At 52.9% G+C, this 26,550-nt stretch carries 30 protein-coding genes and 1 pseudogene; 15 read left to right on the forward strand and 16 right to left on the reverse strand.

Features of this window, described 5'->3' with window-relative positions:
- Positions 1-127: pseudogene (locus C9411_RS26005) on the forward strand (MFS transporter); the annotation flags it as partial.
- Between the two features lie 1,087 nt (positions 128-1,214).
- Here C9411_RS26005 and C9411_RS12250 read toward each other — a convergent pair.
- Together C9411_RS12250 and C9411_RS12255 are read right to left on the reverse strand one after the other, a co-directional pair.
- Positions 1,215-2,024: a hypothetical protein gene (locus tag C9411_RS12250; RefSeq protein ID WP_107227140.1), complete on the reverse strand. Its 810-nt coding sequence runs from the start codon at positions 2,022-2,024 to the stop codon at positions 1,215-1,217.
- A 92-nt stretch (positions 2,025-2,116) separates the two neighbouring features.
- The gene (locus tag C9411_RS12255) at positions 2,117-2,665 is read right to left on the reverse strand and encodes a hypothetical protein (protein WP_233221902.1); all 549 of its coding nucleotides are present in this window, start codon (positions 2,663-2,665) and stop codon (positions 2,117-2,119) included.
- A 373-nt stretch (positions 2,666-3,038) separates the two neighbouring features.
- On the opposite strand from C9411_RS12255, the gene C9411_RS25595 reads away from it, so the two are divergent.
- The 5 genes from C9411_RS25595 to C9411_RS12270 are packed head-to-tail and all read left to right on the forward strand — an operon-like array spanning position 3,039 to position 5,434.
- Positions 3,039-3,221: a hypothetical protein gene (locus C9411_RS25595; protein ID WP_021553256.1), complete on the forward strand. Its 183-nt coding sequence runs from the start codon at positions 3,039-3,041 to the stop codon at positions 3,219-3,221.
- A gap of 18 nt (positions 3,222-3,239) precedes the next feature.
- Positions 3,240-3,416 (forward strand): hypothetical protein, encoded by a 177-nt coding sequence (locus C9411_RS25830; protein ID WP_199200128.1) that lies wholly within the window; start codon positions 3,240-3,242, stop codon positions 3,414-3,416.
- Positions 3,413-3,706, forward strand: a complete 294-nt coding sequence (locus C9411_RS12260; protein ID WP_052945334.1) for a hypothetical protein — start codon at positions 3,413-3,415, stop codon at positions 3,704-3,706. The genes C9411_RS25830 and C9411_RS12260 overlap by 4 nt, the downstream gene beginning before the upstream one ends.
- Positions 3,673-4,062, forward strand: a complete 390-nt coding sequence (gene mobC / locus C9411_RS12265) for a plasmid mobilization relaxosome protein MobC (RefSeq protein ID WP_107227141.1) — start codon at positions 3,673-3,675, stop codon at positions 4,060-4,062. The genes C9411_RS12260 and mobC overlap by 34 nt, the downstream gene beginning before the upstream one ends.
- Positions 4,043-5,434, forward strand: coding sequence for a relaxase/mobilization nuclease domain-containing protein (locus C9411_RS12270; protein ID WP_233221903.1), 1,392 nt, complete (start codon positions 4,043-4,045; stop codon positions 5,432-5,434). The genes mobC and C9411_RS12270 overlap by 20 nt, the downstream gene beginning before the upstream one ends.
- 136 nt (positions 5,435-5,570) lie before the next feature.
- Here the strand turns inward: C9411_RS12270 and C9411_RS12275 are convergent, their stop codons facing one another.
- From C9411_RS12275 to C9411_RS12285, 3 genes are all read right to left on the reverse strand, one after another.
- Positions 5,571-6,425 carry a GTP pyrophosphokinase family protein gene (locus tag C9411_RS12275; RefSeq protein ID WP_107227142.1) on the reverse strand — a complete coding sequence of 285 codons (855 nt, stop codon included), beginning with the start codon at positions 6,423-6,425 and terminating at the stop codon, positions 5,571-5,573.
- A gap of 133 nt (positions 6,426-6,558) precedes the next feature.
- Positions 6,559-7,647 (reverse strand): nucleoid-associated protein, encoded by a 1,089-nt coding sequence (locus C9411_RS12280; RefSeq protein WP_107227143.1) that lies wholly within the window; start codon positions 7,645-7,647, stop codon positions 6,559-6,561.
- Positions 7,644-8,090, reverse strand: a complete 447-nt coding sequence (locus C9411_RS12285; RefSeq protein ID WP_228703462.1) for a DUF4231 domain-containing protein — start codon at positions 8,088-8,090, stop codon at positions 7,644-7,646. Before C9411_RS12285 ends, C9411_RS12280 begins: the two co-directional genes overlap by 4 nt.
- Before the next feature lie 613 nt (positions 8,091-8,703).
- Here C9411_RS12285 and C9411_RS12290 point away from each other — a divergent pair.
- Positions 8,704-8,922: a TM2 domain-containing protein gene (locus C9411_RS12290; RefSeq protein ID WP_015376761.1), complete on the forward strand. Its 219-nt coding sequence runs from the start codon at positions 8,704-8,706 to the stop codon at positions 8,920-8,922.
- Between the two features lie 51 nt (positions 8,923-8,973).
- Here the strand turns inward: C9411_RS12290 and C9411_RS12295 are convergent, their stop codons facing one another.
- Entirely contained in the window at positions 8,974-9,504 is a 531-nt protein-coding gene (locus C9411_RS12295; RefSeq protein ID WP_107227144.1) for a hypothetical protein, read from the reverse strand.
- A 496-nt stretch (positions 9,505-10,000) separates the two neighbouring features.
- Between C9411_RS12295 and C9411_RS12300 the strand changes: the two genes are divergently transcribed.
- Positions 10,001-11,098, forward strand: coding sequence for a hypothetical protein (locus C9411_RS12300; RefSeq protein ID WP_107227310.1), 1,098 nt, complete (start codon positions 10,001-10,003; stop codon positions 11,096-11,098).
- A gap of 3 nt (positions 11,099-11,101) precedes the next feature.
- Here C9411_RS12300 and C9411_RS12305 read toward each other — a convergent pair whose 3' ends face one another.
- The 5 genes from C9411_RS12305 to C9411_RS12325 all read right to left on the reverse strand — a co-directional run bounded on the left by C9411_RS12305 (position 11,102) and on the right by C9411_RS12325 (position 16,691).
- Positions 11,102-11,806, reverse strand: coding sequence for a hypothetical protein (locus tag C9411_RS12305; protein ID WP_107227145.1), 705 nt, complete (start codon positions 11,804-11,806; stop codon positions 11,102-11,104).
- Between the two features lie 16 nt (positions 11,807-11,822).
- Entirely contained in the window at positions 11,823-12,998 is a 1,176-nt protein-coding gene (locus tag C9411_RS12310; RefSeq protein WP_107227146.1) for a hypothetical protein, read from the reverse strand.
- Positions 12,995-14,281 carry a hypothetical protein gene (locus C9411_RS12315; protein WP_107227147.1) on the reverse strand — a complete coding sequence of 429 codons (1,287 nt, stop codon included), beginning with the start codon at positions 14,279-14,281 and terminating at the stop codon, positions 12,995-12,997. Before C9411_RS12315 ends, C9411_RS12310 begins: the two co-directional genes overlap by 4 nt.
- A gap of 53 nt (positions 14,282-14,334) precedes the next feature.
- The gene (gene cybB, locus C9411_RS12320; protein ID WP_079656961.1) at positions 14,335-14,859 is read right to left on the reverse strand and encodes a cytochrome b561; all 525 of its coding nucleotides are present in this window, start codon (positions 14,857-14,859) and stop codon (positions 14,335-14,337) included.
- A gap of 230 nt (positions 14,860-15,089) precedes the next feature.
- Positions 15,090-16,691, reverse strand: coding sequence for an ABC transporter substrate-binding protein (locus C9411_RS12325; RefSeq protein ID WP_063990863.1), 1,602 nt, complete (start codon positions 16,689-16,691; stop codon positions 15,090-15,092).
- Positions 16,692-16,865: 174 nt separating this feature from the next.
- On the opposite strand from C9411_RS12325, the gene C9411_RS12330 reads away from it, so the two are divergent.
- Positions 16,866-17,447, forward strand: a complete 582-nt coding sequence (locus tag C9411_RS12330) for a flavin reductase family protein (protein WP_107227148.1) — start codon at positions 16,866-16,868, stop codon at positions 17,445-17,447.
- Here C9411_RS12330 and C9411_RS12335 read toward each other — a convergent pair.
- Positions 17,444-17,824 (reverse strand): helix-turn-helix domain-containing protein, encoded by a 381-nt coding sequence (locus tag C9411_RS12335; RefSeq protein ID WP_038873124.1) that lies wholly within the window; start codon positions 17,822-17,824, stop codon positions 17,444-17,446. The genes C9411_RS12330 and C9411_RS12335 overlap by 4 nt on opposite strands.
- Before the next feature lie 84 nt (positions 17,825-17,908).
- On the opposite strand from C9411_RS12335, the gene C9411_RS12340 reads away from it, so the two are divergent.
- On the forward strand, positions 17,909-18,676 hold the full coding sequence (locus C9411_RS12340) for an NAD(P)H-dependent oxidoreductase (protein ID WP_063990865.1): 768 nt from the start codon (positions 17,909-17,911) through the stop codon (positions 18,674-18,676).
- Here C9411_RS12340 and C9411_RS12345 read toward each other — a convergent pair.
- Entirely contained in the window at positions 18,673-18,921 is a 249-nt protein-coding gene (locus tag C9411_RS12345) for a hypothetical protein (RefSeq protein WP_019454278.1), read from the reverse strand. The two genes, C9411_RS12340 and C9411_RS12345, sit on opposite strands and share 4 nt — an antisense overlap.
- Before the next feature lie 192 nt (positions 18,922-19,113).
- On the opposite strand from C9411_RS12345, the gene C9411_RS12350 reads away from it, so the two are divergent.
- The 3 genes from C9411_RS12350 to feaR all read left to right on the forward strand — a co-directional run bounded on the left by C9411_RS12350 (position 19,114) and on the right by feaR (position 21,323).
- Positions 19,114-19,536, forward strand: coding sequence for an Exc2 family lipoprotein (locus C9411_RS12350; RefSeq protein ID WP_107227149.1), 423 nt, complete (start codon positions 19,114-19,116; stop codon positions 19,534-19,536).
- Positions 19,537-19,643: 107 nt separating this feature from the next.
- A complete protein-coding gene (locus C9411_RS12355) occupies positions 19,644-20,285 on the forward strand; it encodes a DsbA family protein (RefSeq protein ID WP_107227150.1) in 642 nt (213 codons plus the stop codon).
- 138 nt (positions 20,286-20,423) lie between these two features.
- A complete protein-coding gene (gene feaR / locus C9411_RS12360; RefSeq protein ID WP_107227151.1) occupies positions 20,424-21,323 on the forward strand; it encodes a transcriptional regulator FeaR in 900 nt (299 codons plus the stop codon).
- Between the two features lie 33 nt (positions 21,324-21,356).
- Here feaR and C9411_RS12365 read toward each other — a convergent pair whose 3' ends face one another.
- Positions 21,357-22,856: an aldehyde dehydrogenase family protein gene (locus C9411_RS12365; RefSeq protein WP_033653317.1), complete on the reverse strand. Its 1,500-nt coding sequence runs from the start codon at positions 22,854-22,856 to the stop codon at positions 21,357-21,359.
- A gap of 159 nt (positions 22,857-23,015) precedes the next feature.
- Complete coding sequence (leuE, locus tag C9411_RS12370) at positions 23,016-23,654, reverse strand: leucine efflux protein LeuE (protein ID WP_107227152.1); 639 nt, start codon at positions 23,652-23,654, stop codon at positions 23,016-23,018.
- Between the two features lie 237 nt (positions 23,655-23,891).
- On the opposite strand from leuE, the gene ada reads away from it, so the two are divergent.
- Complete coding sequence (gene ada, locus C9411_RS12375) at positions 23,892-24,947, forward strand: bifunctional DNA-binding transcriptional regulator/O6-methylguanine-DNA methyltransferase Ada (protein WP_063990871.1); 1,056 nt, start codon at positions 23,892-23,894, stop codon at positions 24,945-24,947.
- A complete protein-coding gene (locus C9411_RS12380; protein ID WP_107227153.1) occupies positions 24,944-25,657 on the forward strand; it encodes a 2OG-Fe(II) oxygenase in 714 nt (237 codons plus the stop codon). The genes ada and C9411_RS12380 overlap by 4 nt, the downstream gene beginning before the upstream one ends.
- On the opposite strand, the gene tehB is transcribed toward C9411_RS12380, so the two are convergent.
- Positions 25,652-26,515, reverse strand: coding sequence for an SAM-dependent methyltransferase TehB (gene tehB / locus C9411_RS12385; protein WP_107227154.1), 864 nt, complete (start codon positions 26,513-26,515; stop codon positions 25,652-25,654). The two genes, C9411_RS12380 and tehB, sit on opposite strands and share 6 nt — an antisense overlap.
- Between the last annotated feature and the right edge of the window lie 35 nt (positions 26,516-26,550).

The raw sequence follows: 26,550 nt of genomic DNA on the forward strand, positions 1-26,550 counted from the left end.
CGGCGAACTCGGTGCCGTGTTGGGCCCAGTTGCCGGCGCGCTGCTGACCGAGCTCGGCTTCCGCCAGGTGGCGTTTGCTGGGGCGGGGGTGTTCGTCGTCGCTTTGTTGGTGCTGTACTTCTGCCTTTCCGTCATTCATCGCAGCGATCGGGCGACAGCGAAAGAAACCTTGGCTTGCTGCCAACACCAAAAGGTGAAGGGGAGTGAAGGGGCTGATAAGCGTGTTAACCAGTTAATACTATGAATATAAATATAAAAATTATATGGTGAAGAGGATGCATAGTTTTGGGATAAATCTTTTTTGGTGGGAAATCGCAGGCAAAGGAAAGTGAGATTGAGGGGATTTTGTACTTGTTACACTGGCGTGCTTTTATTAGTATAACTGTGTGTATAGATGACTTTTGAATTTAAGTTTTTATTATAAATATCAATTATTTGGTTAGTAAAATTCATTCCTATTATCGGCACCATCACGTAAAAATCCTTATAAATCAATAAGTTATACTTAAAAATCTGCCTTTTATTCATCTATAAGAATCGGTAAATCATCCCTCATAACTGCCGTTATGGTTGATATGGCAATTGGGATGTTAACTGTAACGGCCTGTAGTTGTACAGCTCGAACAGGTACAAGCTTAACTCGAAGCTGATGACTTCCAATGTCTCAAAATTGCCCAATAAACGCTTAGAAGTCACGCATTAAGCCCCGATGCCCCTTACTGAGGGATAAACAGGCTTATGGTGATTCTCGTCCCTGTAAACGATATACAGGCTCTATCTCCGGCTGGCTCACGGTTCCATATGGATACACGAGCGTCCTGATAAGATGGCTTTTGAGCGTACATGATGAAGTCGCTAAAGCTCCCGTTGATTGGTATCACCAGCCGGGGCTAAATGGCTACTATTGTCTTTTAACGTCTTCCTTTTGAGACAAACTGAATCATTGAAACAGGTTATATAAATACTAATTTTTATCTCTTTTTGGAACTAAAACAGTTAATGGGCTAGAGCTATTGAAATTTCTAGTGTTGATAGGTGTTTTTACACCATATGGAGAGACTGTTTTCCACTGTTAATTTAGCCATCTAAAAGGCTACTTTTCAGCGTTCACAAGTCATTGAAGGGGTCACTATGGAAATTTCAGAAATCAAAAAGGAAATCTGGCTAACCATAGCGACCTTACAGGGCTGGTAATAAATCTTCAGGGTATATTGTTAACTCTTAGTACTTTTTGTTCTGCTAAGAGCTTCTAATAGTGATTCCCTTTGGGCCATTGCCTCAAACTTCTTATCAAGCTGTGCTGAACCAAAATAATCACCTTTTTTAATTTCAGACAAAAAGGATGCAAACTCTTCCCTGGAGTTGACATTCCGATATGTGTGATATAATTCAGCAACCTTGTTCAAACCTTCTGCTAAGTTTTCAAGAGTCTGCATTTTGAGCTTGCATGTTTCATCTGTAACTTTTATTTCATTCAACTTATCCTGAAGTTTATCATTAGCATCATTAAATGACTTTTCAATGTCACCTATTGCCTTAGATATTTTAATACCCCTCAGTTTTTGAAATTCAAGCCTATTTTTATTCCTCTCATCCTGCCTATCAACTTTAGCTTGCTCACTTTTATTAGTTAATTCCTCAACGTTTGAAAGTTCAATAGACTTCCTTTTTTTAACCATATCAACATCAAGAAGCCTTAATTCCTCTGTGAGAGTATCAGCTTTCCTCTTATCTTCTGCCTTTTTGTGTGCCGCTGCCAGCCATTGCTGAAGATAGGGGGAAACGGCAGCCAGAGCAACACCAACAATCACTGGTAATACGATGTAGTGAACAAAAAACCACTCCTGAGAGGTTATTTCCGCAATCCTTACTTCAACCTCTCTTTTGCTCATAAATAACTTAGCAATATTTTGCCAGTTGAAACCAAGCCATGAGAAAAACACATAACCCCATAAAGGGCTTGAAACCCTGTCTTTAAATGCTTGTTTAATCTGCTCAACTGGCTCTTTAGTTATTCCATTCATGGCTCAGTCCTTTGGTGCCTGTATAATAGTAAGTAATTGACTTCTTAGATAATAAACTGAAATCCCGCCTAACCATAGCGACCTTAAAAGACTTAAACAGGGATACTGAAATAATGGCAAAGTGCATTAGTAAGAACAGCAGGAGCAGCCGCACCAGCGATTTTAAGCCCTCCAGTAAAAGCCTTTCCCGTAATCCTACCAATCCAAGACCCAAAGCCCTTTTCAACCTCATCTTTTGACGTTGGTTTAGCAGTCTGTTTGACAAGCTGCTCCAACTCTGTGACATCAGAATCATCCAACCCGTGCTCTTTTAGCTGACGCGCAAGGGAGTTAAAATCACCTGAAGTAAAACTGTTCTGTTGGTGAATATCTCCGGTATTGCCAGCACCAATAGCACCAGCATTATGCACGTTGCCGTTAAAGTTATTAATATTGTTAACAGTCATTGTTGCCGCTTCTCTTTTCTCTGCTTGTGAGAATAATAAACCTTCACCTAAAATCCCTTTACTTTCTAGTAATAAAGCCCAATCAAGTATTTTTGATTTCACATTAGAAAGTATTTTTGTGATTTGTGCTGGATTTATGCTCCATGCAAGGCGAAAATCACAATTGCTCGCTTGCTGTAAAAAGTTAAATTGCACAGGAGGTAAGTCACTTGCTCCGTTGCGAATTTTACGCACAACTACCAGAAAGTCAATATATTATCACTCTATCTTTTATTTGCATTTTATTTGTCGTACAGTGTATTTATTTATGTAGCCGCTATTGACTAGTTTTTTAGAGCGGTTATTTATTTAAATATAAGTTGAGTTCAGCTTTTATTTTTTAGCTTTCGGAAACTGAGGCAAGGTGTAATCCCGTAGCCGGTATTATACCCAATCCTTCGGATTGCCCCCTCTCACTTCGTTCGGAGGGTTGTTAAAATATCTACCCTTCCGCTTATTCCCCTATCAAGGGGAAGCGGTAAAGCTGATAGCTTTACGTTTACGTTAATAATAAAATAAGGGGTTATATATGATAACGTTAGTTTGTGTTATTTGGTCGGTGATCGGTATTGGTATTATTGTTTTATCTCTATTTACTGCTATATCAAATTCAATAACAGAAGCAAAGAATAAAGACGATGATATTATATCATTAAAAAGAAGGCTTTTTAAAATAGAGTCAAAGTTAGATGTTGATCGTGATGATTATTAAAGAAGAGGATAAATAAATATGATGCTTATGTCTGTAGCCATGGTAATACTTTGTATTATGTTGGGAGGTTTTATGATCCGTATCTGTACTGGTAAAACAAACTCTTCAAGCGAAGCAAAACAAGCAATATCAGATGTTAGAAAAATAATCGATAAAAAAGCTCTCATAAAATATAAAAGGAATAATAGAACATGAATGTAGAAAACTTAATGAATAGTATGACTATAGAATATAAGCTCGAAATACTGGCAAGATTTTTTTATTACATAGAACAAAACAAAGATATACCATTTAATGAAATCAATATTGATGAGCGAGATTTATGTTATTTTGTGGCTCATAGATACATACAAGAGAATAAAGCTGATGAGCTTATTGAAGCATTAATTATTGAAAATGATAACGACTACATAAGAGCAACAGATGATTACATTATTATGAGGAATAGAAAATGCCAACAACAGACAGAAAACGAGGGCGTATAAATTTAAATGCTGACGAACGCCGAGACATATCGATACAGTTCAGAGTAAACAAAGAAGAGTTCGAATATTTAAAATCATTGGTTGAAGCATCCGGCCTTGAACGAGGCCATTATATAAGAAGAGAAATATTAAAATCTGAACCGGTGGTAAAAAGAAAAATGCCGGAAGTAAATCAGAAGACTTATATACAATTGTCAGCCATAGGCAATAATATAAACCAAGCAACAAAGAAACTAAATGTTAATGAGTATTTTGGAAAAAATGAAGTTGATAAACTTATGTTTAATATAAAGCAAGTTAGCAGAAGGATATTAGAAATAAACAAGGATCTAAATTATGAAGGGATACGTAGCTAAATCAGGTAAATCTTTTAAAAACAGAGTTAAATATATATTAAAAGATGATCATGATTTCATTTGTAGCAATATGGCAAGTGATTATAATAATGTTAGTGATTTAACTGATGAGTTTAAAACTGTAAGCAGTTTTAGGCAAGATATAAAAAAACCAGTGTTTCATGCGTTTTTATCTCTTCCAAAAGATGAAAAATTAACAGATGAAAAATGGCAGGAGATAGCAAAAGACTATTTGAAAGAAATGAATATCGATATAGAAAAACATCAATGTATTTGTGTGCGCCATAAAGATACAGATCAAGACCATATTCATATTGTAGCAAATAGGGTTGGCTTAGATGGTTCTGTATGGCACGGTCAGCACTCAGCATTTAATACAATAGCAGCTTGTGAACGTTTAGAAGTAAAGTACAGTTTAACCATTACACAAAGTCTCAAAGGCCAAAAATCAGACGTATCAGCACCAACCAAAGCAGAGATCGAGCAAGCCTTGAGGACAGGTGAGAAACCAGCCCGTTTAGTGCTACAGAACGCACTACAAGCGGCTTTAGTCGGTAAGCCTGATTTGTCTACGTTCTTGGAACGTCTGCAGGCTGTAGGCATCGAGCCGGCATTTAACGTTGCTTCTAATGGCAACGTCGCCGGAGTATCATTTGGTATCAAAAATAATGAAAAAAATATTTTCTTCAAGGGGGCATCTCTTGGTAAAAAATTCAGTTGGAACACTATAAAAAACAAGGTGAAATATGACAAAAATAGAGATGATGAACTCATTAGAAGATTCGCAGCAAGAAAAACATATGACGAAAATAGTATTAGACGATCATTTGTTGAACCAAATATCAATGACGATAGAACCATTATCAGAAACGATGATGATATTATCGGAGTCAGTCAGCACAGCTTTAAACCAGACACAACAGACACTAACAAGAGTGAACAACTCATTAGAGGCAACAACAACCGCTTTAAACTCAGCGAAAAATACAATAGACCAACAAACCCAAAAGTTAGAAGAACAACACAAAAAGCTGCACAAGTACTCAACAGAGTTAAAAAACAATACCATAAAGAACCAATCAAAACTTATAATAAAAGTATCTTCAATAGTAGGGGTTCTAAACTTAGCAGCGGTTCTATTGGTAGGATACTTGATCATGCAGAAACAGCAAACGCAGCCACAAATAAATTTAGACTCAAGAGCGGTAGCCGTGTCAATAGCAGAGCAACTAAGCTCGAAGAGATGAGATATAGGCTGGGAATAAAAAAATCAGTTATTCAGTCTAAAAATAAAGAGAAGACCATGAAAGAAGAAATAAAGAAAAAACATCTTATTCTTTTTATTATGAAAATAGATTCAAATCGAAACTAAAAGAAAATCTCAAGAAAGAACAAACTAAAACGCAACAGGAAGACGAACAGAATCTATACTACGGTGGATTTAAACTATGGTAAATAAAGGATTTGCGTTAAAAACACATTTGCGGCATTAGTCATCTTTGAAATAATTAAGTCACCCTACTAAGCGCGACGCCAATATCCATTGCCATATCACTAACTATATCCCATGGTAATGGCCATTCAGATTCAAGGGTGCTTTTTCTCCTTCGAATTAACCAATAAACAAATAAAACAACGCTCTGTTGATAAAATTTATTGGTAGCCATTTTTTCCTTAATAGTTTCGCCAAGTTGGGGATTCTTCCCAATAAACTTAATCATCTCCTCTTCAAAGTTATCATTAATAATATGCTCAAAGGTATCATATATAATAACAGATGAGTTTTGTTTTATAGGTTGTACGCCTGTTATTTGTTCAAAGAGAGTATCCAAAAACGACTCATTTTTGAGTATATTTTCCGACTCAGTTCTATCCACAACCTTTTGAAAGAATTCATCTGCCGTTTCGATAAAAGCCATTGTTTTAGCAACGGTACGAACAACATCAGGTTCTATAATTGTTTTTTTCTTGTAAATGGCATCATGGGTTAATTCAGCATATGCATGCTGAAGCAGAGACCGTACCTGAACCTCACAAGGGGTGTTTTCATGAATGAGAATACCTCCATGTGTAAATGCTCTTTTATTTCGGATGATAAAATGATGAGATTGATAGGTGAAGAGCATTGGCGATTCTCTACGCTCCTCATTATAGTTTCTACACTGCGTAGCATCCCAACCTTCTTGAACGGCAACTTGTTTAATAACCTCGCATACTTTTTCAACGTCAGTTTGGAGCATTACGACAAAGCGAACACCTACCTTATCTTCAATATCATTATAAGGATTTTTGTACGCTTTATTACGATATAAGGCTTTATCAACTAAAGACCCATCATCTTTAACTCTGTGATTTACTGGTATTTTAAGATAATTCTTAGATCTACCTTAAGAGATTTGATAAGCGCTTCTGATATAGAATTAACAATATACTGACCCCAAGCGCCATACATCGCCTTCTCGGAATGCCATTGCTTGAGGAATTCAGTCTCAGTCATTATTGATCTACTATTCTGTCTTTAACAAGAATTTTTGTCCAAGTTGGTCTATAACCATCTTGACCTGCTTCACCCTCTACAGTTTCAATAGAAACAAACTCTTCAAAGATTTCTGATGGTGCGCTAATTCGAATGTTTTTACTAAATTTTAAACGCCTATTCTTTAATTTGCTAGAGATATACTGCGTATCTTTTATGAATGGACCAACCGGAAAATCATAATCGTCTAAATAGTTCCTAAAATTATCTACATCTGCTGTTGACATATATGAGCCAGCAAATGCCATAGGATCAACTTTTTGTGATTTACCTGCTTTTAGGTCTGCGTATAAGACGTTGTGTAAGTGGGTTCGCTCTTCTTCATCAATATCCATTTGATTTATAAAATCACATGCTATTTCAAAATAACGTTTTGTTGTTCTGGCACTGGTTGCTGGGTAATCACAACCGAGGAAAGTTTGATAAAAATACTGAGCAGCAGCTTTACCGTCAGATTTATCAATCTGATAATCAGAAATATGTACGGCCCATTGTTCACTTAAGGTGCTATCATTTTTTACGTTTTCACGTTTAAAAAATCCGGCAGACTTATAAAGCTTGGTTGAAGGCGTAAGTAGTAGCTCTTTTACATGTTTTAAAGAAATAATGCCTGTTTTTTTATCTTGCCATTTTTCGTATCCACTGTATAAGTCAGCTTTGATAATGCCTACAAAAGGAAGCTTGTTATATTGATAGGTGGCGCTGAAAACAACAAGTATACCTCCGGACATGCCTCTACGTGTTTGTGCTTTTGATAAATTTTTAGCAATTTCATAACTGTTATTTATAAATTCCACATCATTACAACCATGTAGAATATTTACGTAAAACGGAGTGCTTTCTGTCTTTTCGTTTGTTATCACCATTTCCACAGCAGAAGAATCATGCCCAAGAGAGTTATAAATTCTTTGTTTAAAATCGCTCAAAGCATCTTCATCAAAATTTATTAACTCCGTGCCTTTGCCCGGTAATACTTCCTTCCCATCTTCACCTCTTGGAAAGATCTGATGAATAGCTATTTTATCAACTTTTAAATGCAAGAAGTTCATGATTGCAACTCTTTGATATTTTGTGTTATTTTCGATGATTCAATGTCGGAACTGAAAATATTTGCCCACTCACTGCCGTCTTTTTCCCAAACTGCTTGATAAGCATTGAAAAGTTCTTTAACTCTCAACTTATCTTCATCGCTATCAGTGAGGATTTTTAATTCGTTATCTATAAGATATAAACCAAAAAGTGTATTTTTTTGTCTCATCCAAAGTTTTTTAAAATCAAAAATAGCTACCCAACCATTAATGAGAGTTAATGATACACCCATTATAAGTGCAATATTCTTTTGAATAGCAGCATGATTAGGCCATTCTAAACCAACTACAACGGTAATCGATGCACTTAAAATTATAGAACCAGCTGTAAAAAATTGAAAAAAACGCTTATTTCTTCTGCATTTAGCTTTGATGGTGGTTATTTTGGTGTCAACCATGTCCATAAGTATGGTTCTTGCTGTATTGCTTGTCATGTAGTCTAACCAGAAAAATGAAAGTATATTTATCTAAGTTATAGAGCAATTTATTGATTTGATTGAAAATGTCAATTCTTTTCATATTATTTTGTCTCGAACTTCACTATTCTTTATGTTTTTCTTAGAGTTGCTCTTTTCAATAGAGCTAATGGTTGATGTGGCAATAATACAAATGAATATAGTAACCAAGCATTACTATTTGCGAATGTGTTTCCTTAGGATGGCATATGGAATCCACGTTAGTCTAAAGTTCAGGTTGATTTCCCGCAGACAAGACAACTAGATTAATGGGGGTATTTTTGGGGGTATATAAAAGATGAAATGAAACATTCCCATGTAGAATCAATGATATGCCTTCCTTGTTTGAATCCTATTATCGCACCATCTCTCCTTCAGATTCCCTTTGCTTACCCTGTTCGCCGGTTAAACAACCGTTTAATTAATCACTGTTATAATTACCTCTGTTGAGTCTTGATGGATGAATGTTTTCCCCTCAAGCATTGCGATGCGGCGCTCTGTGGAGCGGCATCCGTTTTTTGGACATGCCGGTGGTTCGGTGAGAAGTTAGGAGAAGTGCACTATGAGCAGAAAAGACAAGCTCGCGGCGGCCCTGCTGGCCATCTTCCTGGGTGGGTTGGGCATTCACAAGTTTTACTTAGGCATGAAGTGGTGGGGGCTGTTCTACCTGCTGTTCTGCTGGACGGGGATCCCGGCGATTGTCGGCTTTATCGAAGGCATTATTTATCTGTTCCAATCGGAAGAGAAGTTCAATCAGAAATACAATCCGGGTCTGATTTAACGCGTTTTCTGGCGGCGCCTCCTGTTAAGGGAAGCGCCGTTTTTCATTCCGTTACTGTTTCTTCATCATCTTGCCACGCATCTCTTTGCTCATCATTTTATTCGAGCTGGAAATGACGCAGTTATATTGCTTGCCTTGGTTAATGATCATAAAGGTGCTGACCGGATCTTTAAAATTCTTGTCGATGGTGAAATAAATATAGGCCTGCGGCAACGCGGCCGGTTTAAAGGCGCCGAAGGCATACACATCCGCCAGGCCCAGCGCGGAGAGATCGACCGTCAGCTCCATCGGTTTCATAGAGTCCGGCGATGGGAACATCGACTTGGCCGACATCATCATGGTGCTGCTGTTGATGGTGTAATCGGTTTTGACCTTCATGCCCATATATTTCGATTCCGGCATGGAAAGTTCTTTTTTGCAGGCGGCGTCGTGCTGCGGCGCCGGGCTGCCGTTTTCCATCACGGCATGCACATGTTCCAGCATCACCGCCGCGCTGCCGGTGGTAGGCTGCGCATCAGCCGCGTAAGCCGCGCCGCTGAAGGCGGCCACAGAGGTAAGGATAATGCCTGTAACGATTTTCATTGTCACTCTCCGGAATGCTAATAATGATATTAATTGCGGTGTGTAGCCTATTGGCTTGATAAAACGCAAGGTTACCCGTTCCGTGGAAATAAAATTCCCTCGGAATATTGCTATGAAATGGTTTTTCACCCTCGCGGATAACGGGGTTGATTTAACTTCCTAAACGCCTTTTTTTTATTCGGCGTTTTACCTGCATATAAATAGTATGTCTAAACATAGTCAATGTTTAGAATATACACAAATCATTGCGGTTTTTTTCCCCTTTTATCTTTTTGGTTTTAATAAGGTTGCGAATATTGCATTGAGATACAGAGGGTTATCTTTTTATGTTGAAATTACTCTGTGAAGCGTTATTTATGTGATCTCTGTAGTCACAGAAATAACGCTGAAATTATTACCTTTCTATTGAATGGCTAATTATCCATGGCATAGGCTTCAACCCCTTGCGTTTCCTGCGCTAGAATCAGGCGGTTTTCTCTTGGAAAAGGATATCGCCATGGCCGCCTGGGCCCTTTTGATCGTCGGTTGGTTGTTGATTTGGCAGGATCACCCGGTTTTCGGCGTGCTGTGCATCGCGCTGTTTGCCGTGCTGCAATGGGTGAAGTACGCCGCTAAAAGCGCGCAAGACCCCGAAGAGGCCGCAGAGTGGCGTAAGACCGACTGGCGCTCGCAGCCGATTGAAATGGCGCACGCCGGCGACAGCGATCGGCGGATTGGCGGCGTGGGGGAACTGGGTATGGGCGGCCCCAATTTTTGGACGCTGCTGCTGCGTGACGGGGCGATTGTGCATAGCGCCTGTGCCGCGCCGCAGGACGTGGACAGCGGCAAGCTGCGCCTGATCCCGACCCGTAGCCGCGAGGGGGAGGGGCTGACGGTGTACGAGCCTGCCGCCCGGGTGATGTACGCGCTGCCTGCATTGACCGATCGCGAGCAGGACGCGTTGGCCGCCGGTTCCGCCGAGGCGCTGGCGCGGCTGCGGGCGAAATGCCGGCAGGCGGAGGCCACGCCGTTGCATGCGGTGCGCGGTCTGTGGGTGCCGCTGTGGACAGAGGATCCGGCCGATCGTCTGGAGATCGCCTTACCCAACGGCCGCGCGCTGGCGGCGCGCTCGATGTTGCCGGCGGATCTGCGCCATGCGGACGATCCTGCCGCGCTGCTGCACGCGCCGCCTTATGAGCTGTTGCTGGATAACCGGCCGACTAATCTCTTCGTGCGCGATCTCGAGCGCGTGGCGGGATCCCCGGCGGATGACGGCTTGAGCGTCGGTGGCTGCCAGTTCCACGGCGAGCATATTGTCGATGGCCTGTACCATCTGTACTTCGCCGGCGAGTGGTTCAGCCTGCTCTCTTACGCGCACAAACCGGCGGGCGGGCGCGGTTCGGACACCACTTTTTTCGTCGAGCGGGTCGAGCCGCAAGACGGCGGTGTGTTCGTGATTGAATGGGATGCCTACGGCGTGGAGCCCGACGGGCGTGCGCCGCGTGTCGCGGCGCCGCCGGTCTTGGTTATCGCGGTGAGTTGGCAGGAAACGCCGCTGCAGCTGCCCACGGCCAATAACCGCGTGACCGTGCGCTTGCCCAACGCCACGGCGTAAGGTTTAAGGCAGCACCCTGACTTCGCCGTTGTGCAAGGTCAGTAAGGCGATCGGGCTGCCGGAGAAGCACTCCCTAAAGATCCAGTCGCTGGGCCGAAACGCCGCCGCAGGCAGCCCGGCCTGCCACTCTTCCCACTGCGGGGTCGGCTTATCCGGCGGTAAAGAGAAAGAGACCAGCCAACCGGCTTCGCAGCGTACCCTTTGGCCGCTTGGGCGGGTAAAGGTGTGCGCGCTCGCCAGCTCCATCACCGGCGGTAAAACCTCAAAGGCGATGATCGGCACGCCGGCCACGCTTTGCGGCTGAGGAAAACGCACGGCGGTCACGCCGTCCATCGTGATAGGGCTGTCTTCGGTGCCGGGCAGGCGTGGCTCCTGGCGGTTTACCCAACTGCCTTTCGGTAGCGTCGTTTCACCGAACGGCTTTGCTTCGTCGAGCGTCAGGTAGCTGCGTTGATTCCAACGATCTTCCGCCCGCTGGCTCTTGAAATCCTGGATGACGATGCCGATAAGCATCAGCGCGCACGCCACCGGGTAGACTGCCAGCGCCGAGGCCAGCAGATAGCCGCCCCAGGAGAGCGGCGGTCGCGGGCGGCCGCAGCGGGCAGAAGCGTAGCGCCATCCCCACCAGGCGATCAGGATGCCGGTGAGCAGCAGGGCCAACAACAGCGCCAGCAGTCCTGCGGCGCCGGCGCCATAACCTAACAGCATGGCAAGTTCCTTATGTTCACGGCGTGGTGGAGCGATAGCGAACGAAGTAGGGCAGTGGCGGGGTCTCTCCGTCATCGCCATAGTGGCTTTCCGGTTCGATCACGGTCTGACGTGCGTCGTCGCGCCCGTTGTAGCGATACTCCAACGGCTGCCGGTAGCGCACGTCGGATGAGCGCAGATCGAAAATCAGCGAAAGGCGCGCATCGCCGTTATCCGTTTGGGCGACCAGCTTGTCGTTGCCCGCCCACAGCTGATACAGCGATTTATCACCGTTTTCCAACAGCACCGTCAGCTGCCCGTCAGATTGATAACGCAGAAGCTGATACAGCCCTCTGTCCAGCGTTTGCGCGATCAGGTAGATGCCGCCATCCGGCGCTTGCGCGCTTTCCTTCACGCGCACCGCGAGCCAATGCAGTTCGGCCACCTCGCCGGTTTTGCCGTTAACGGCAATATGCAAGGCGCCGGAGCCGAGCACCGGGTTCATCCAGAACAGCACGCGTTCGCCATCAACGGCGGTAAAGATCTCGGGCATGGATTTGCGCTTACCGGAGGCGTTAGCCGTCGGTGAGTCCTCCTCGCCGCGCTCAAAGCCCAGCAGCTGCCGCGCGTCCAGCTGTGCCGGCAGATCCAGCGTTTGCTGCCAATGGGTGCCAAAGTCCGGGCTGTAGAATACGCCTTCGGTGCTGATGAAATACAGCGCGCGTTTCCCCGGCAGCGCCACCAGTTTGCCGCCGATAAAGGAAGGCAGGTTGTCGTCACCCTCCGGCCAGGGGATCAGTGGCCCGATGGTGCCCCGTTGCACATCGACCAGCCTGCGCCCCTTGGACAGAAAAAGCACGCACTCCTGCTCGACGCAAACCGCATCGTAGATCAACTCGTCGAGTTGCCCCAGCATCTGCAGCCCCTTAGGGCCGGTGAATAACACCTGGCTGAGGTAGTTGGCCGCCCAGCCGTAAAAGCTATTGTAGGCCCCGCGTTCACTCCTTTTGCTGATGAGCAGCAGAGCGCCGTCCTGCGCCGGGTAGCTGTGGATGAGATCGTAACGGGCTATCGTCGGCAAGGCCTCGTCGCTCTGGGTCCATTGCCACTGTGCATAGCGTTGCTCAGGGGCGAGGAAATAGACGCCCAGCGCGCTGGCCAAAAACAGCGTCAGGATAATAAGGGGTCTTTTATAAAGCGTTAACGTCATCATTTCAGCTCCGTCACCTGTTCCTGCCGCCATAGCCTGCGGCGCAGATGGCGCAGGTATTTGAACGTCTTAAACGTGCGGTGCTGGTCAAAAGAGTAAAAGCGGCAGATCTGGGCGAAGCCCTCGATCAGCAGCGCTAGGCCGCTGACCATCAGCATCAGCAAGAGAAGAATCGGTGGCAATTCACTGCCGAGACGCTTCAGGGTCCAGGCATCCAGGTAAAAGCCCACCGGGGTATCGGCGTTATCCACCACCGCTAGGCCGAGCACAAAGCACGTCACGATCGCGCCCAAAATGAAGACAACGCGCGCGCTCAGGTTAAGGCCGGCTTCGGTGAAGTAGCGATTGCCGCCGATGAGATAGGTCTGGCGATCGCGATGGTTGATGATCCCACGCACCGTAGGGAGCTCGGGGACGGTGTCGTTCTCGCAATACAGCACCTGCAGCGGATCGCCTTTGGCGATGAAAAGCGGATGTTGCCGACGAAATACCGGATGCAGTTTGGTATTGGGGACGTTGAGCGCGCGGGTCGTCAACGCGAAGTGCGTCTCCTTCTGGCGCCACGCATAAGTGTCCAAATACTGCACCTGCCGCGGGATCTCATAGTGGCAGAGTTCGTAGCTCAGGGCGTTGACTGTCTCGATGCCGGAGGCCTCGACGCCGTCAGGGAGGGGGAACTCGGTTTGTTGCGATGTGGGCGCTGACGTTGCGTCTGCACGGACGGCCCGGTATCTGATGCCGGGAATTTTCAGGCTGAGCGAGCCGGGCGGCGTGACGTCTTGCCCCTGCAGCACGCGATCCAGCGCCCTGAGCAGGCGCCTGCGGCCGCGGTGCGCAATCAACAGGAGCTCCGAACCGACGAACAGCACCAGGCCGATGCCGATAAGGCCGGCGATAATGGCGATAAAGAACAGGACAATAGTCAGCCAGGAATCTTCCCGGTCCATGATGAAAAAGCCCGCCGGGAAACCGCCGGCCAGCACGACGCCCAGCAGCAGCAGGGCAAAGTATTTCAGCTTGTATTTCAGCGTTCTGTCAGGCTCCAGCCGGCCTTTAGTGCCGTGCAGCAGCCAGTGCAGCCAGTAGCTGCCGTCCCGCAGGCGGTGGGCGCCGATCTTCACTCGATCGCCGGCGGCGAGCCTGGCCAGCAGATTTTCGCTGTCGCTGAAGTCGTCACGATAAAAAAAGAACGTCTGGCCGGAGGCGATGATCCTCACCAGATTATCGGGCGCCGTCTGTTGGCAGGCGCATTGTTCGACGGTCACATGAAAAAATTGGGTTTGCATGTCATTCCCTGTCGGCGGGCGTGGCCCGAAAATTCATCCCTGGTGCTGGGTATTCAGCGCTTTTTCATCAACGGCAGCATGCGCACCAACGCATTGTCCTTGACGATATAGTGGTGGAACAGCGCGGCGGCGGCATGCAGGCCGATCAGCCAGTAGCCGAATGACGCCAGCGTTTTGTGCCAGCCGATAATCATCCGCGCCTGCGGCCGATCGGCCACGTCGGCGAACGGCATCGGCAGGCCGAACAGATACCACTCCTTGCCGCCCAGATAACGCGAGTACACCCCCAGCACCGGCAGCGTCAGCAGCAGCAGGTAAATCAGGGTGTGCGTCAGGTGCGCCAGGCCGGTTTGCCACTTCGGCGGTTTGGGCGCGATGGCGGGCGAGGGGTGGCGCCAGCGCAGGAACAGGCGGGCGATCATCAGCGCAAACACCGTTACGCCGCAGCTGAAGTGGGTGACAACCAGTACGTACCAGGGGGCGCTGCCCGGTTCGGCAAAGCCGCGCAGCTCGATGGTGACGCAGGTGATGACCAGCAGGATCGCCACCAGCCAGTGCAGGCGAATTTGCCACGGCATGTAGGTGTTCTGCACCGGGTTACCTTTTGATGTTAAAGGGTCTGTGTGCCGATGGTAACGAAATGTTACAGGCGAGGAAAGCGCCCGTGTGCAGTTTAAGCAAAATGCCAAGGGTTACACCGCTTAATAAGCTATGAATTTAGTGGGTTAAGTGCCTGGTGGCAGGGGAGGCAGCGAGCATCGTAAGTTGCGAAGTTAATGCGCCGCAGCCCTCGCCGCGGCGCCCGGGATCAGTTCAACTTGGCCTTGGCGAAATCGCTGCCGTTCACGTCCACCACATAGCCGCTCAGATTGCTGCGGGTGGCGTAGAATACTTTGCCGGTGGCCAGCGGCAGCCACGGCGCTTGTTTGGCGAAGATCACCTGCGCCTGTTGATACAGCTTGGCGCGCGCCTGCGGCTGGTTCTCCTGGATCGCCTGCTGGATCAGCCGGTCATAATCCTTATCGCACCAGCGCGCCACGTTGGCGCCGCTCTGCACCCCGGCGCAGCCGAGCAGGGTGGCGAAGTTGTCCGGATCGCCGTTGTCCGACACCCAACCGTACAGCGCGCTCTGCTGTTCGCCTTTGCGCAGCCCGGCCAGATACTGGCCCCACTCCCAGGTCACGATCTTGGCTTTCACGCCCACCTTCGCCCAGTCGCTCTGGATCATCTCGGCGATGCGCTTCGAGTTCGGGTTGTAGGGGCGCTGCACCGGCATCGACCAGATGTCGGTCTCAAAGCCCTGTTCCAGCCCGGCCTGCTTCAGCAGCTCGCGCGCCTTCTGCGGATCGTAGGCGTACTCCGGCAGTTTATCGTTGTAGCCCAGCATACCCGGCGGCAGCAGCGAGTTGGCCGGCGTGCCGCTGTCTTTGAACACTGCGGCGACGATCGCTTTCTTGTCCACCGCATAGCTCAGCGCCTGGCGCACCAGCAGGTTGTCGAACGGTTTTTTCTGGGTGTTGAACGCCAGATAACCGACGTTGAGCCCGGTAATGTCGTGCAACTGCAGATTGCCGTCGGCCCTGATGGCGGCGAACTGTTCCGGCAGCGGCGCGGGGATGATCTGGCATTCATTGGTTTTCAGCTTGGCCAGCCGGGTTTGCGGATCCGGCGTAATCGAGAAGATCAGGTGTTTGCTGGCCACTTCGCCCTGCCAGTAGTGCGGGTTGGCGATGTAGCGGATCAACGAATCCTGCTTGTACTGCTGCAGTGCGAACGGCCCGGTGCCGATCGGCCAGTTGTCGACGTATTCCGGCGTGCCCTTTTTCAGCATGGCGTCGGCGTATTCGGCGGACAGGATCGAGGCGAAATCCATCGCCCAGTCGGCGACGAAGGCGGCATTGGGCTGGCTCAGCGTGAAGCGCACGTGATGCTCGTCCACCGCTTCCACCTTGACGATCAGCTTATCCAGGCCCATGTCGGTGAAGTATTCATAGTTGCCGCCGGAGACCTTGTGATACGGGTTAGCGGGATCCTTCTGCCGCATCACGGTGAACACCACGTCTTCGGCGTTGAAATCGCGTGTTGGGGTGAAGTATTTATTGCTGTTGAATTTCACGCCCTGGCGCAGGGTAAAGGTGTAGGTCTTGCCGTCCGGGCTGACGCTCCACTCGGTGGCCAGCGAAGGGGCGGGGGTTTTATCGCTTTCGCGCAGCGTCACCAAGCGGTTGTACAGCACCTGCGAGGTGGCGATAAAGGTCGGCCCGGAGCTGGAGAGCTGCGGGTTGAACGATTCCGGCGAGGCGACAGTGCAGTACACCAGCGCATCGGAAGCGGCCAGCGCGCCGCCCGCCGACAGCAGGCCGGCGCTTGCCAGCGCCAGCGCAGCGATAGGGTGTTTTAAAAACGTCAAGGCAAGATCCTCAGGTGGAATGGGCCGTTAGCGGCGAATTGATTTAACTATAGATAACGGATGGCGAGACGGGGAACAAGCGTCTCATCTGCGCATTCTGTGCGCCCCACATTGCTTGCCTTTACGGCGTAGATCTACACTGCGGGGCAATCACTCACTCGCAAGGATTTCCCGATGAGCCACTTTCGCCCTGTCGCCCTCGAACATGCCAGCCGCCTGCTGAACCACGGCCCGACGGTATTGATCACCAGCCGCAGCCGTGACGGCGCCAAACGTAACGTGATGGCCGCCGCCTGGTCGATGCCGGTGGAGTTCAGCCCGCCGCGCATCGCCATCGTGGTGGACAAAGGGGCGCACAGCCGGCAAATGATCGAGGAGAGCGGCGCATTCGGCATTTGCGTGCCGGCAGCCATGTTCATCGACGCCACCTACGCGGTCGGCAGCGTGTCCGGGCTGGATGACGACAAGTTCGCCCGCTTCCACATCGCCGCGGCGCCGAGCGCCACCTTGCAGGTGCCATTGATCGAACAGGGCTGCGTGGCGTGGCTGGAGTGCCGCTTACTGCCGGAAAGCGGCGCGCAGGAAAAATACGACACCTGCTTCGGCGAGGTGCTGAGCGCGGCGGCGGACGAGCGGGTGTTCCAACAGGGGCGCTGGAACTTCACCGCCGCCAATGCGGAACTGCACACCCTTCATCATCTGGGGGCGGGCAACTTCGTGCGCAGCGGCGAGACGCTGCGGGCCAAACCGCTTTAATCGGCCGCGCGCTTGCGGTCTGCATCATAGCGCTCGCGGGCGGCGTCCAGCTCGGGGAAATGGTATTCCGCCCATCGGTCCAGCGCCGTCAGCGTCTCGACCAGCGAGCAGGCGACGGCGCTGAGCCGGTATTCCACATGCGCCTGATTCTTTTCACTTAAATCCAGCCGCTCGAGCAGCCCGTTGCGTTCCAGCTGGCGCAGCGTTTGCGTCAGCACCTTCTGTGAAATGCCGTCGATGCGGCGCAGCAGCTCGCCGTTGCGCATCGGCCGTTGCGCCAGCGCGGGCAGGATCAGCATCACCCACTTGCCGGAAATCAGCGCCAGCGCATCGCGCGCGGAACACTTGCTCGAATAGACGTCGCCGGGATAAGCCATGGGGGGTTACCTTCAGGTGCGTAATTGCCAAGGGGGCGATAAAGCCACAGCATAACAGCACCACCTTACAACGGGAGACACAGGATGAACGTGCTGATTGTGCTGGCTCACCCCGAGCCGCATTCTTTCAATGCCCATTTGGCCGAACAGGCGCGGCAGGCTTATCTGGCGCAAGGGCATCAGGTGAAGACGGTCGATCTGTATCAGGAGGAGTTTGATCCGCGCGAGGGCGCCGGTCATTACCCCAGCAGAAAGCAGGCGGACAGGTTCGATGCGATGCAGGAGCAGCGCCATCACTGGACGAATCAGGCGCTGCCGGCGGAAATCCGGCGGCATATCGAGCTGCTGCACTGGGCGGATACGCTGGTGCTGCAGTTCCCTTTCTGGTGGTTCGGCGCGCCGGCCATCATCAAGGGCTGGATGGATCGGGTGTTCGTTTACGGCGGGATCTACGACAGCCGCCACCGCCATGAGAACGGCGTGATGCGCGGTAAGCGGGCGCTGCTGACCGTGACCGCCGGCGCCTCCGCACAGGCCTGCGCCCCGGACGGGCGCGACGGCGATATGCGGCTGATGCTGTGGCCAATCATGCATGCGCTGCACTATATCGGCTTTAGCGTGCTGGAGCCGTTCCTGGTCTATGGCGTGCGCGGCGGGCTGACGGGAGAGGCGCTGCAGGCGCAGAACGCCGCTTTGGCGCAGGTGACGCAGGCATATCGGGATGATTTAAGCGATCTTGCCGCCTGGCCGGCGGTGCCGTTCAACCGCAATAACGATTTTGACGCCGATCTGGCGCTGAAGCCCGACGCGCCGGTCTACAGCCCGTTCGTGCGGCACCGCGATCCGGTTTAGAACCCGGCCTTCAGCAGTTCCTCGCGCAAGTCATCGATAATCGCCGGTTCGATGTCGGGGAACTGTTGCTGGATATCGGCGATGGCTTCGGCCACGCTCGGGCCGGCGAAGGTGCCGGAGAAGGGCAGCAGCGGCAGATTGGCGTCGCTGTCCGGCAGTTCGCCGCGGATAGTGCCGGTGATCATGCCCGCTTTTTTTTCCGCCGTGAGGTCGTACTCCCCCACGTTTTTGTCGATCGGTTTCATTGGCCGCCTCGCTGTCGGTGAGTGTTTACCCTGTCTGTTAAAGCATAGTGTTTCAGGCAATGAATACCAATCAATGTATATAATATTAATATAAAACAAAGTGATGCACGATTTGTCGTTTGACGTTCACCGGGGGCCGGCGCTATGCTCGTGGCGCTAAAGGAACCTTCCTCACTGACAGGGACAGACGACATGAAAAGACTGAAAAGCGCGGCGCTGTTGTTGCCGCTGTTGCCGCTGTTGCCGCTGTTGGCGCTCAGCGCCTGCACTCATCACCTCAGCAGCGCCGAGCAGCATGCCAAACACTACGTTTATCAAACCCGCGACGACTTCGAGCCGCAATTCCGCACCGATGTGAACGGCAGCATTAAAAACGCCGTGCCGATGTTCGAACAGTTCTACCAGCAGGGGAAAAAGGACCGTGTAGCGGGCGTGGCGCGCAGCGAGGCGCAGAAAAAGGCCGATTACCTGGCCAGCCCGGAATTCCAGCAGAACATGGAACACAAAACCATTTTCATCAATCGCGCCTACAGCGGTTCCGACAATCCTAAACGCCGCCAGGTGCTGTCGCAGGAAGCGGTGGGCGCCTATTGGGACGGGTACGAAGGCCGTTGACTGAATCCCACATAAACAGAAGGTAATAAACACTGGCCTTCTGCCGGTTATTTGATTATAAAAACCGCCGCTAAGGATGATGTTCATAATCGAAACCAGGAGTGTTTATGTTGGCAAACGTTAAGCGTTCGTTCGCCGCCGCCGTCGTATTGATGTTGGCGTTGCCCGCGGCCCAGGCCGCGGATTACCGTGCGGGCGAGCAATATACCCGGCTGGATAAACCGGTGGCCACCGCGCCGGCGGTGGTGGAGTTTTTCTCCTTCTACTGTGGCCCTTGCTATCAGTTCGCCGAAACCTACCGCGTAGGCAGCACCGTGGCGCAGGCGCTGCCCGCCGGCGAAAAGGTTACGAAGTATCACGTCAGCCTGATGGGCAAACTGGGCAATGAGCTGACCGAAGCCTGGGCGGTGGCGACGGTGCTGGGCGTAGAAGACAAGATTGAAGGGGCGATGTTCGACGCGGTGCAGAAACAGCGCGCCGTCAATAGCGCCGAAGATATTCAGCGGGTGTTCACGGCGGCCGGCATCGATGCCGCCACCTATGAAAACGCGCGCCACAGCCTGCTGGTCAAAGGGGTGATCGCCAAGCAGAACGAAGCGGTGAAGGCGTTCGAGGTGCGCGGCACCCCGTCGTTCTACGTGGCTGGCAAATACAAGATAGACAATGCCGGCATGGCCAGCACCAGCGTCGAAGGCTACGCCAAAGAGTACGCGGCGGTGGTACGCTACCTGTTGGATACGCAGCCTTAAGGCGATTCCTCCCCGGCGCCCGATGATCTGTGATCGCGGCGCCAAATCCCCGGCTCGCCATTGATTGTGTGTTAACGGATTGTTATGGTGATTTTCTGTTCAACGGCGCAGCACCGCTGCTGTTTGAAGGGAGAGATCATGACGGCATTGGCAACACTCCGGGACGTCGGCTTCGAAGAGTGGCTGGGGAAAATCAACACCGCCTGTGGCAGATTCTGCGCGAAAACGCTGGGGCCGGGCTTCAGCGGGGCGATGCAGGAGTTTCGCGCCCATGCCCTGCGCCTGAGCGTGGTCGACGTGTCTCAGGCCCGGCTGTACCGCACGCCGCGCGAGATCGCCCGCAGCGACGGCGCGCACTTTTTTACCGTCTTCCAGCTGCGCGGCAGCGCGTTGATGGAGCAGGGCGATCGCCAGACGGTGCTCTCTCCCGGCGATGTCACGCTGATCGACGCCTCACGGCCCAGCAGCTTTACCTTCCAGCGCGATTCGCGCCAAATCTCCCTGTTGTTGCCGCGCGGTTGCCTGCCGGTCCCGCCGCCTTGTGCCCAGCGTCTCGGAGCAGAGCTCAGCGCGGTGCGCCTCAGCCGCCAGCTGGTGCTGAGCAGCATGCAGGATCCTCAGCTCGCCGCGGCGGAAAGCGAGGCGGTGCTGAATGCGCTGGCGGCGCTGCTGCGCCCGGCGCTGGCGCTCGAACAGGCGCGCCCGGAGGGGCAACAGCCGGTTTTCGACAAGGCACTGGCGTTGATCGACAGGCATATTCAGTCGGCACAGCTGCGCCCGGAATGGGTGGCGGCCGAGTTGGGGGTGTCACTGCGCAGCCTGTATCGGCTGTTTGCCCGTCAGGGGCTGGTGGTGGCGCAGTACATCCGGAACCGCAGGCTGGATCTGTGCGCGCAGGCGCTGCGCAGCGCCGCCGGGCAGGAGAAGCTGGCCGGAGTCGGCCTCGACTGGGGTTTTGCCGATCACAGCCATTTCTCGACCGCTTTCAAGCAGCGTTTCGGCATGTCGCCGAGCGAGTACCGTCGGCAGTATCAGTAAGTCAGGGCGCGGGCCAGGCCCGCGCCGCTTCACTCAATAGCGGATGCAGACCGATTTCGACTCGGTGTAAGCGTCCAGCCAATCCGGGCCGAAATCACGGCCGCTGCCCGACTGTTTGAACCCGCCGAACGGCATGTTCGGGTCGATCAGCGTATGGGTGTTGACCCACACGGTGCCGGCCTGAATGCGCGGCGTCAGCGCCATCGCTTGCTGCAGGCTGGTGGTCCACAGGCTGGCGGTCAGCCCGAAGTCGGTGTCGTTGGCCTTGCTCAGCGCCTCCTCGGCGCTCGCCACCCGAATCAGGTTGACCACCGGGCCGAACACTTCCTCGCGCGTCAGATTCAGCCGATCGTCCGGGTTGATCACCAGCGTTGGCGGAATGTAGAAGCCGTTGGCGTCCGGCCCGGCCGCGCCGCCGATAAGCTCGGCGTTTTTCGCCCGGGCGTCGTCAAGGTAGGCCGCCACCTTGTCGCGGTGCGCGAGCGACACCAGCGGGTTGATTTGCGCGCCGGTATCCATCCCCGGCCCGACCGACAGCGATTTCACCGCCTGTTCGAATCCGGCCACCAGTTGGTCATAAATCGGCGCTTCGATATAAATTCGCGAGCTGGCGGCACACACCTGCCCCTGGTTGAGGAAGCTGCCGAGCATCAGGCCTTCGATCACCTGCTGCGGATCGGCGTCTTTCAGCACGATGGCCGGGTTTTTACCGCCCAGCTCCAGCGTCACGCGGGTCAGGCGATCCGCCGCTGCGCGCGCGATGCTTTTGCCCACCGGCGTGGAGCCGGTAAAGCTGACTTTGGCGATCAGCGGATGTTCGGTCAGCGCCTTGCCGCACACGGTGCCGCGGCCGGTGACCACGTTGAACACGCCCGGCGGCACGCCGGCTTCACTCGCCAGTTCGGCGATGCGCAACAGGGTGAGCGGGGTGGTTTCCGACGGCTTGATGACGATGGAGCAGCCCGCGGCCAGCGCCGGCATCACTTTCCACATGCCGATCATCAACGGGAAGTTCCAGGGCACGATGCCGGCGACCACGCCGATCGGCTCTTTGCGGGTATAAACCTGATATTTAGCGCCCGGCGGCATCGGAATGGAGACGTCCAGCGTCTGGCCGGTGATTTTGGTCGCCAGCCCGGCGGTGTAGCGCATCCAGTTCAGGGTGCTGCCGACTTCGAAAGCGCGGGCGATGTTGATGGATTTGCCCTGCTCCAGGGTTTCCAGCTGCGCCAGCTCCTCGGCGTGCTGTTCCACCAGATCGGCGAAGCGCAGCAGGATGCGTTCTCGTTCTACCGGCAGACGCTGCGCCCAGACGCCTTCGCTGAAGGCTTTGTGGGCGGACTGCACCGCCAGCGCGACGTCGTGTTCGTTGGCATCGGCGGTGGTGGCGATCTGCTGCCCATTGGCGGGGTTATACACCGCCAGGCGGCCTTCCGCGGCGGACGCGCGCCACTGGCCGTCGATATACAGCCCATGCTGACGATCGAGAAAACGCGACACGCTATCCAGCACGGCTACGGTATTGTCAGACATACATCCTCCGATCAGGCTCATCAGGTTATCGTTAACCCTGCAAGTCTAGATCAGCGGGAAAGCGGCGGCTTTGGTCTGCCTGACATTCGGTTTGCCCTGCGTGTCATTTTGCCGTGACGGAAGGGTAAACCGCGGCCGGCGGGTGCCGGCCGGGAGGGATCACGAGCTCAGGGTCGCCAGACGGGTGGCGAAACCGAGGAACAGCAGGCCGATCAGGCCGTTGCCGAGCTTCGCCAGGCCTTTCTTGTGATTGAAGAAATGCGCCAACATTGCGCCAGAGAAGATCAGCGTGCTCATGTAGATAAAGCTGACGGATTCGAGGATCAGCGCCAGAATGGTGAACGACAGCCCGGTGTGCGCGTAGTTGAAGTCGATGAACTGCACGAAGAACGACACGTAAAACAGGATAGCTTTCGGGTTGGTCAGGCTCAGCGTCAGCGACTTGCGCAGAATGCTGTGGCCGCCCTCAATCTGCTGCTGTTGCGCCTGCGCCTTCTGCACGAAGGTGGCGAAGAGAATTTTTGCGCCGAGGAACAGCAGGTAAATCGCGCCGAGAAAACGCACCAGGGTAAACAGGAACGGCGTGGTGCGGATCAGCGAAGCCACGCCGATATAGGCGCAGAAGATCAGGATCGCATCGCCGATGAACACGCCCAGCGCTGCGGTATAGCCGGCACGCACGCCGCGCGATACGCCGGTTTTCAGGACGTACAGCGTATTCGGCCCCGGCAGAATGATGATGAAGACCACCCCGGCCAAATAGGTCCATAAATTCAGGACGCCAAAACTCTCTAACACAATAACCTCTCCATGCGCGCAACTAACAGGCAAAAACACTGGCCACGCCCGTGGCCGGCCGCGATCCTAACGCTGTGCAACCGGGTTGGCAACGTAATAAACTTCATGTTGTTGGTTAAAAATTGTCGAAACATTGTTGAAAACGTCGGCGCTGAATTAAAAAGCAAGAGTCGGCGTGTTTCGCCAACGGCCCGTCACTATGCTGGTTAACATCGAAACCCCAGTGAGGAACGGATGATGAAAAACGTAATCGACAGCGCCGATCCGCGCTGGCTGGCGATCGTTAGCCGCGACAAGCACGCCGACGGCCGCTTTATCTACGCGGTGAAAACCACCGGTGTGTATTGCTCGCCTTCTTGCCCGTCACGCCAGCCGAACCGGCAAAACGTGGAGCTGTTCGACGACGCCGAGCAGGCGGAGGCGGCGGGTTATCGGCCCTGCAAACGCTGCCGCCAGGGGCTGACGCCGTTGACGGAGCAGCATGCGCGGCAGATAGCCGAGGCTTGCCGCTATATCGAACGGGCGGAGAAAGCGCCGTCGCTGCAGACGCTGGCGCGCCACGTCGGGTTGAGCCAATACCATTTCCACCGGCTGTTCAAAGCGATCACCGGCCTGACGCCGAAAGGCTATGCCGACGCGCAGCGCGGCCAACGGCTGCGCACCGGTCTTACGCAGCAGGATACGGTGACCGACGCGATCTTCGACGCCGGCTATGGCGCCAACGGCCGCTTCTACCAGCAAGCCAACGCCGCGCTGGGCATGACGCCGAAGGCCTACCGGGCGGGCGGCAAAGGTATGCGCATCCATTTCGCCGTCGGGCGCTGTTCGCTGGGCGAGATCCTGGCGGCACAGAGCGAGGTGGGCATCTGCGCCATTTTGCTGGGGGACGATGCGCAGCGGTTGGTGCAGGATCTGCAGGACAAGTTTCCCAATGCCGAGCTGATCGGCGGCGACGCGCAGTATGAAGCGCTGATGGCGCAGGTGGTGGGGCTGATTGAAGCGCCGGAGAACGGGTTGGCGCTGCCGCTGGATATTCGCGGCACCGCGTTTCAGCAGCGGGTCTGGCAGGCGCTGCAGACGATACCGGTCGGCGAAACCGTCAGCTATGCCGATATCGCTCGGCGCATCGGCGCGCCCAAAGCGGTGCGCGCGGTGGCCGGCGCCTGCGCCGCCAACGTGCTGGCGGTGGCGATCCCCTGTCACCGGGTGGTGCGTAACGACGGCGCCTTGTCCGGCTATCGCTGGGGCGTCGAACGCAAGCAAGCCTTGCTGGAAAAAGAGGCGCAGCGATGAGCGGCCCGCTGGCGGCGCGGCTGGCCGAATTGGACTGGGCGGCGATTGAACGCGAACTCGATGCGCAGGGCTGCGCGCGGTTGCCAGGCATGCTCACCCAAGACCTGTGCCGCGAGCTGGCGGCGCTCTACCCGCACGATGCGTATTTCCGCAGCCGCATCGTGATGGCGAAGCACGGTTTTGGCCGCGGCGAGTACCGGTATTTCGCCTATCCGCTGCCGCTTCCGGTGGCCGAGGTGCGCAGCCTGATGTATGCACGGCTGGCGCCGGTGGCCAACCGCTGGAACACTTTGTTGGGCCTGGCGGCGCGCTATCCCGCCGAACACGAGGCCTACCTGGCCGAATGCCACCGGGCTGGCCAACGGCGGCCGACGCCGCTGCTGTTGCGTTACGAAGCCGGAGATTACAACTGCCTGCATCAGGATCTGTACGGCGAGCGGGTGTTTCCGCTGCAGGTGGCGTTTTTACTTTCCGCCCCCGAACGGGATTTCACCGGCGGCGAATTCGTGTTGACCGAACAACGGCCGCGGATGCAGAGCCGGCCGGAAGTGGTGCCGCTGCAGCAGGGCGACGCGGTGGTGTTCGCCGTGCATCATCGGCCGGTGGCGGGAGTGAAAGGCTACTATCGGGTCAATCTGCGCCACGGCGTCAGCCGGATACACGCCGGCCAACGCCACACGCTGGGGGTGATCTTTCACGACGCGCTATAGCTTGCGCGCCAGCAGGGTGGCGAAGCGCAGCGAGATACGGTTGCCGGCGGCGTCGGTCTTGTGCAACTGGCCGACGTCCTCGTTGTATTTGAGGATCTCCCAGTCGCGATAATAGCGTTTCAGCTCACCCGGGCTGAAGGTGAACGGAAACGGCAGCGGGCAGGGATAATCCTCGGTATCCATCGCCGCCACGATCAGGTTATGGCCGCCGCGCACGGTGCTGTCCTGCATGTTTTGCACGATATGCGGAATTTGCTGGCGTTCGAGAAACATCATCACCACGGTGGACAGGATGAAGTTGTATTCGCCGCTGAAGCGGTGGGTATTGAGATCCTGCACTCCCGCGCTTAGGCGGGTCAGCTGCTCGGCGTCGATGATTTGATTGAGGCGGTCTATCGACGGCGCGTGCTTGTCCCAGGCGGTGACGTCGAAACCTTTCAGATTGAGATAGAGCGAATTGCGGCCGCCGCCGCAGCCCAGATCCAGCGCCTTGCCCGGCGCGATGCGCACTGCCGCCTCGATCACTTCGGAGTGGGTGCGCGTCAGTTCGTATTTCTTGTGGTAGTAATCTTCCGGCGTGCAGTAAAACGCCAGCCGGCAGGTCATGTCGTCCGAGAAGGAAACGATGCGGTGCCACTGCTGCGGTGCGATAAACGGCGGCTGGCTTTCGGGGCTGAATTGCCAGGTCTCGGTGGTGGCACCGTCCTCGGTCATCATGGCGAACGTCAGGCTGCCGCTCAGTACGGTGAGCTTCGCCCAAGTGCCGCTCTGGGTGTTATGGCGCTGGCGGAAGGCCTCCGGCAGCGTGTCGCTGTTCCATTCCGGCAGGGTTTTATAGCAAAGCAATTGCTGCTCCATACGGGGCTCCTCTGGCTGGGCAAGCAAAGTGATTT

The sequence above is a fragment of the Serratia sp. Nf2 genome (assembly GCF_003028435.1).
Taxonomy (GTDB): Bacteria; Pseudomonadota; Gammaproteobacteria; order Enterobacterales; family Enterobacteriaceae; genus Serratia; species Serratia marcescens_L.

Bases quoted from the DNA above. Each gene is read 5' to 3' on its own strand.
- C9411_RS12250 (WP_107227140.1), bottom strand. From the start codon at position 2,024: ATGAATGGAATAACTAAAGAGCCAGTTGAGCAGATTAAACAAGCATTT.
- C9411_RS25595 (WP_021553256.1), top strand. From the start codon at position 3,039: ATGATAACGTTAGTTTGTGTTATTTGGTCGGTGATCGGTATTGGTATT.
- C9411_RS25830 (WP_199200128.1), top strand. From the start codon at position 3,240: ATGATGCTTATGTCTGTAGCCATGGTAATACTTTGTATTATGTTGGGA.
- C9411_RS12260 (WP_052945334.1), top strand. From the start codon at position 3,413: ATGAATGTAGAAAACTTAATGAATAGTATGACTATAGAATATAAGCTC.
- mobC (WP_107227141.1), top strand. From the start codon at position 3,673: ATGCCAACAACAGACAGAAAACGAGGGCGTATAAATTTAAATGCTGAC.
- C9411_RS12270 (WP_233221903.1), top strand. From the start codon at position 4,043: ATGAAGGGATACGTAGCTAAATCAGGTAAATCTTTTAAAAACAGAGTT.
- C9411_RS12280 (WP_107227143.1), bottom strand. From the start codon at position 7,647: ATGAACTTCTTGCATTTAAAAGTTGATAAAATAGCTATTCATCAGATC.
- C9411_RS12285 (WP_228703462.1), bottom strand. From the start codon at position 8,090: ATGGACATGGTTGACACCAAAATAACCACCATCAAAGCTAAATGCAGA.
- C9411_RS12290 (WP_015376761.1), top strand. From the start codon at position 8,704: ATGAGCAGAAAAGACAAGCTCGCGGCGGCCCTGCTGGCCATCTTCCTG.
- C9411_RS12295 (WP_107227144.1), bottom strand. From the start codon at position 9,504: ATGAAAATCGTTACAGGCATTATCCTTACCTCTGTGGCCGCCTTCAGC.
- C9411_RS12300 (WP_107227310.1), top strand. From the start codon at position 10,001: ATGGCCGCCTGGGCCCTTTTGATCGTCGGTTGGTTGTTGATTTGGCAG.
- C9411_RS12305 (WP_107227145.1), bottom strand. From the start codon at position 11,806: ATGCTGTTAGGTTATGGCGCCGGCGCCGCAGGACTGCTGGCGCTGTTG.
- C9411_RS12310 (WP_107227146.1), bottom strand. From the start codon at position 12,998: ATGATGACGTTAACGCTTTATAAAAGACCCCTTATTATCCTGACGCTG.
- C9411_RS12315 (WP_107227147.1), bottom strand. From the start codon at position 14,281: ATGCAAACCCAATTTTTTCATGTGACCGTCGAACAATGCGCCTGCCAA.
- cybB (WP_079656961.1), bottom strand. From the start codon at position 14,859: ATGCCGTGGCAAATTCGCCTGCACTGGCTGGTGGCGATCCTGCTGGTC.
- C9411_RS12330 (WP_107227148.1), top strand. From the start codon at position 16,866: ATGAGCCACTTTCGCCCTGTCGCCCTCGAACATGCCAGCCGCCTGCTG.
- C9411_RS12335 (WP_038873124.1), bottom strand. From the start codon at position 17,824: ATGGCTTATCCCGGCGACGTCTATTCGAGCAAGTGTTCCGCGCGCGAT.
- C9411_RS12340 (WP_063990865.1), top strand. From the start codon at position 17,909: ATGAACGTGCTGATTGTGCTGGCTCACCCCGAGCCGCATTCTTTCAAT.
- C9411_RS12345 (WP_019454278.1), bottom strand. From the start codon at position 18,921: ATGAAACCGATCGACAAAAACGTGGGGGAGTACGACCTCACGGCGGAA.
- C9411_RS12350 (WP_107227149.1), top strand. From the start codon at position 19,114: ATGAAAAGACTGAAAAGCGCGGCGCTGTTGTTGCCGCTGTTGCCGCTG.
- C9411_RS12355 (WP_107227150.1), top strand. From the start codon at position 19,644: ATGTTGGCAAACGTTAAGCGTTCGTTCGCCGCCGCCGTCGTATTGATG.
- feaR (WP_107227151.1), top strand. From the start codon at position 20,424: ATGACGGCATTGGCAACACTCCGGGACGTCGGCTTCGAAGAGTGGCTG.
- C9411_RS12365 (WP_033653317.1), bottom strand. From the start codon at position 22,856: ATGTCTGACAATACCGTAGCCGTGCTGGATAGCGTGTCGCGTTTTCTC.
- ada (WP_063990871.1), top strand. From the start codon at position 23,892: ATGAAAAACGTAATCGACAGCGCCGATCCGCGCTGGCTGGCGATCGTT.
- C9411_RS12380 (WP_107227153.1), top strand. From the start codon at position 24,944: ATGAGCGGCCCGCTGGCGGCGCGGCTGGCCGAATTGGACTGGGCGGCG.
- tehB (WP_107227154.1), bottom strand. From the start codon at position 26,515: ATGGAGCAGCAATTGCTTTGCTATAAAACCCTGCCGGAATGGAACAGC.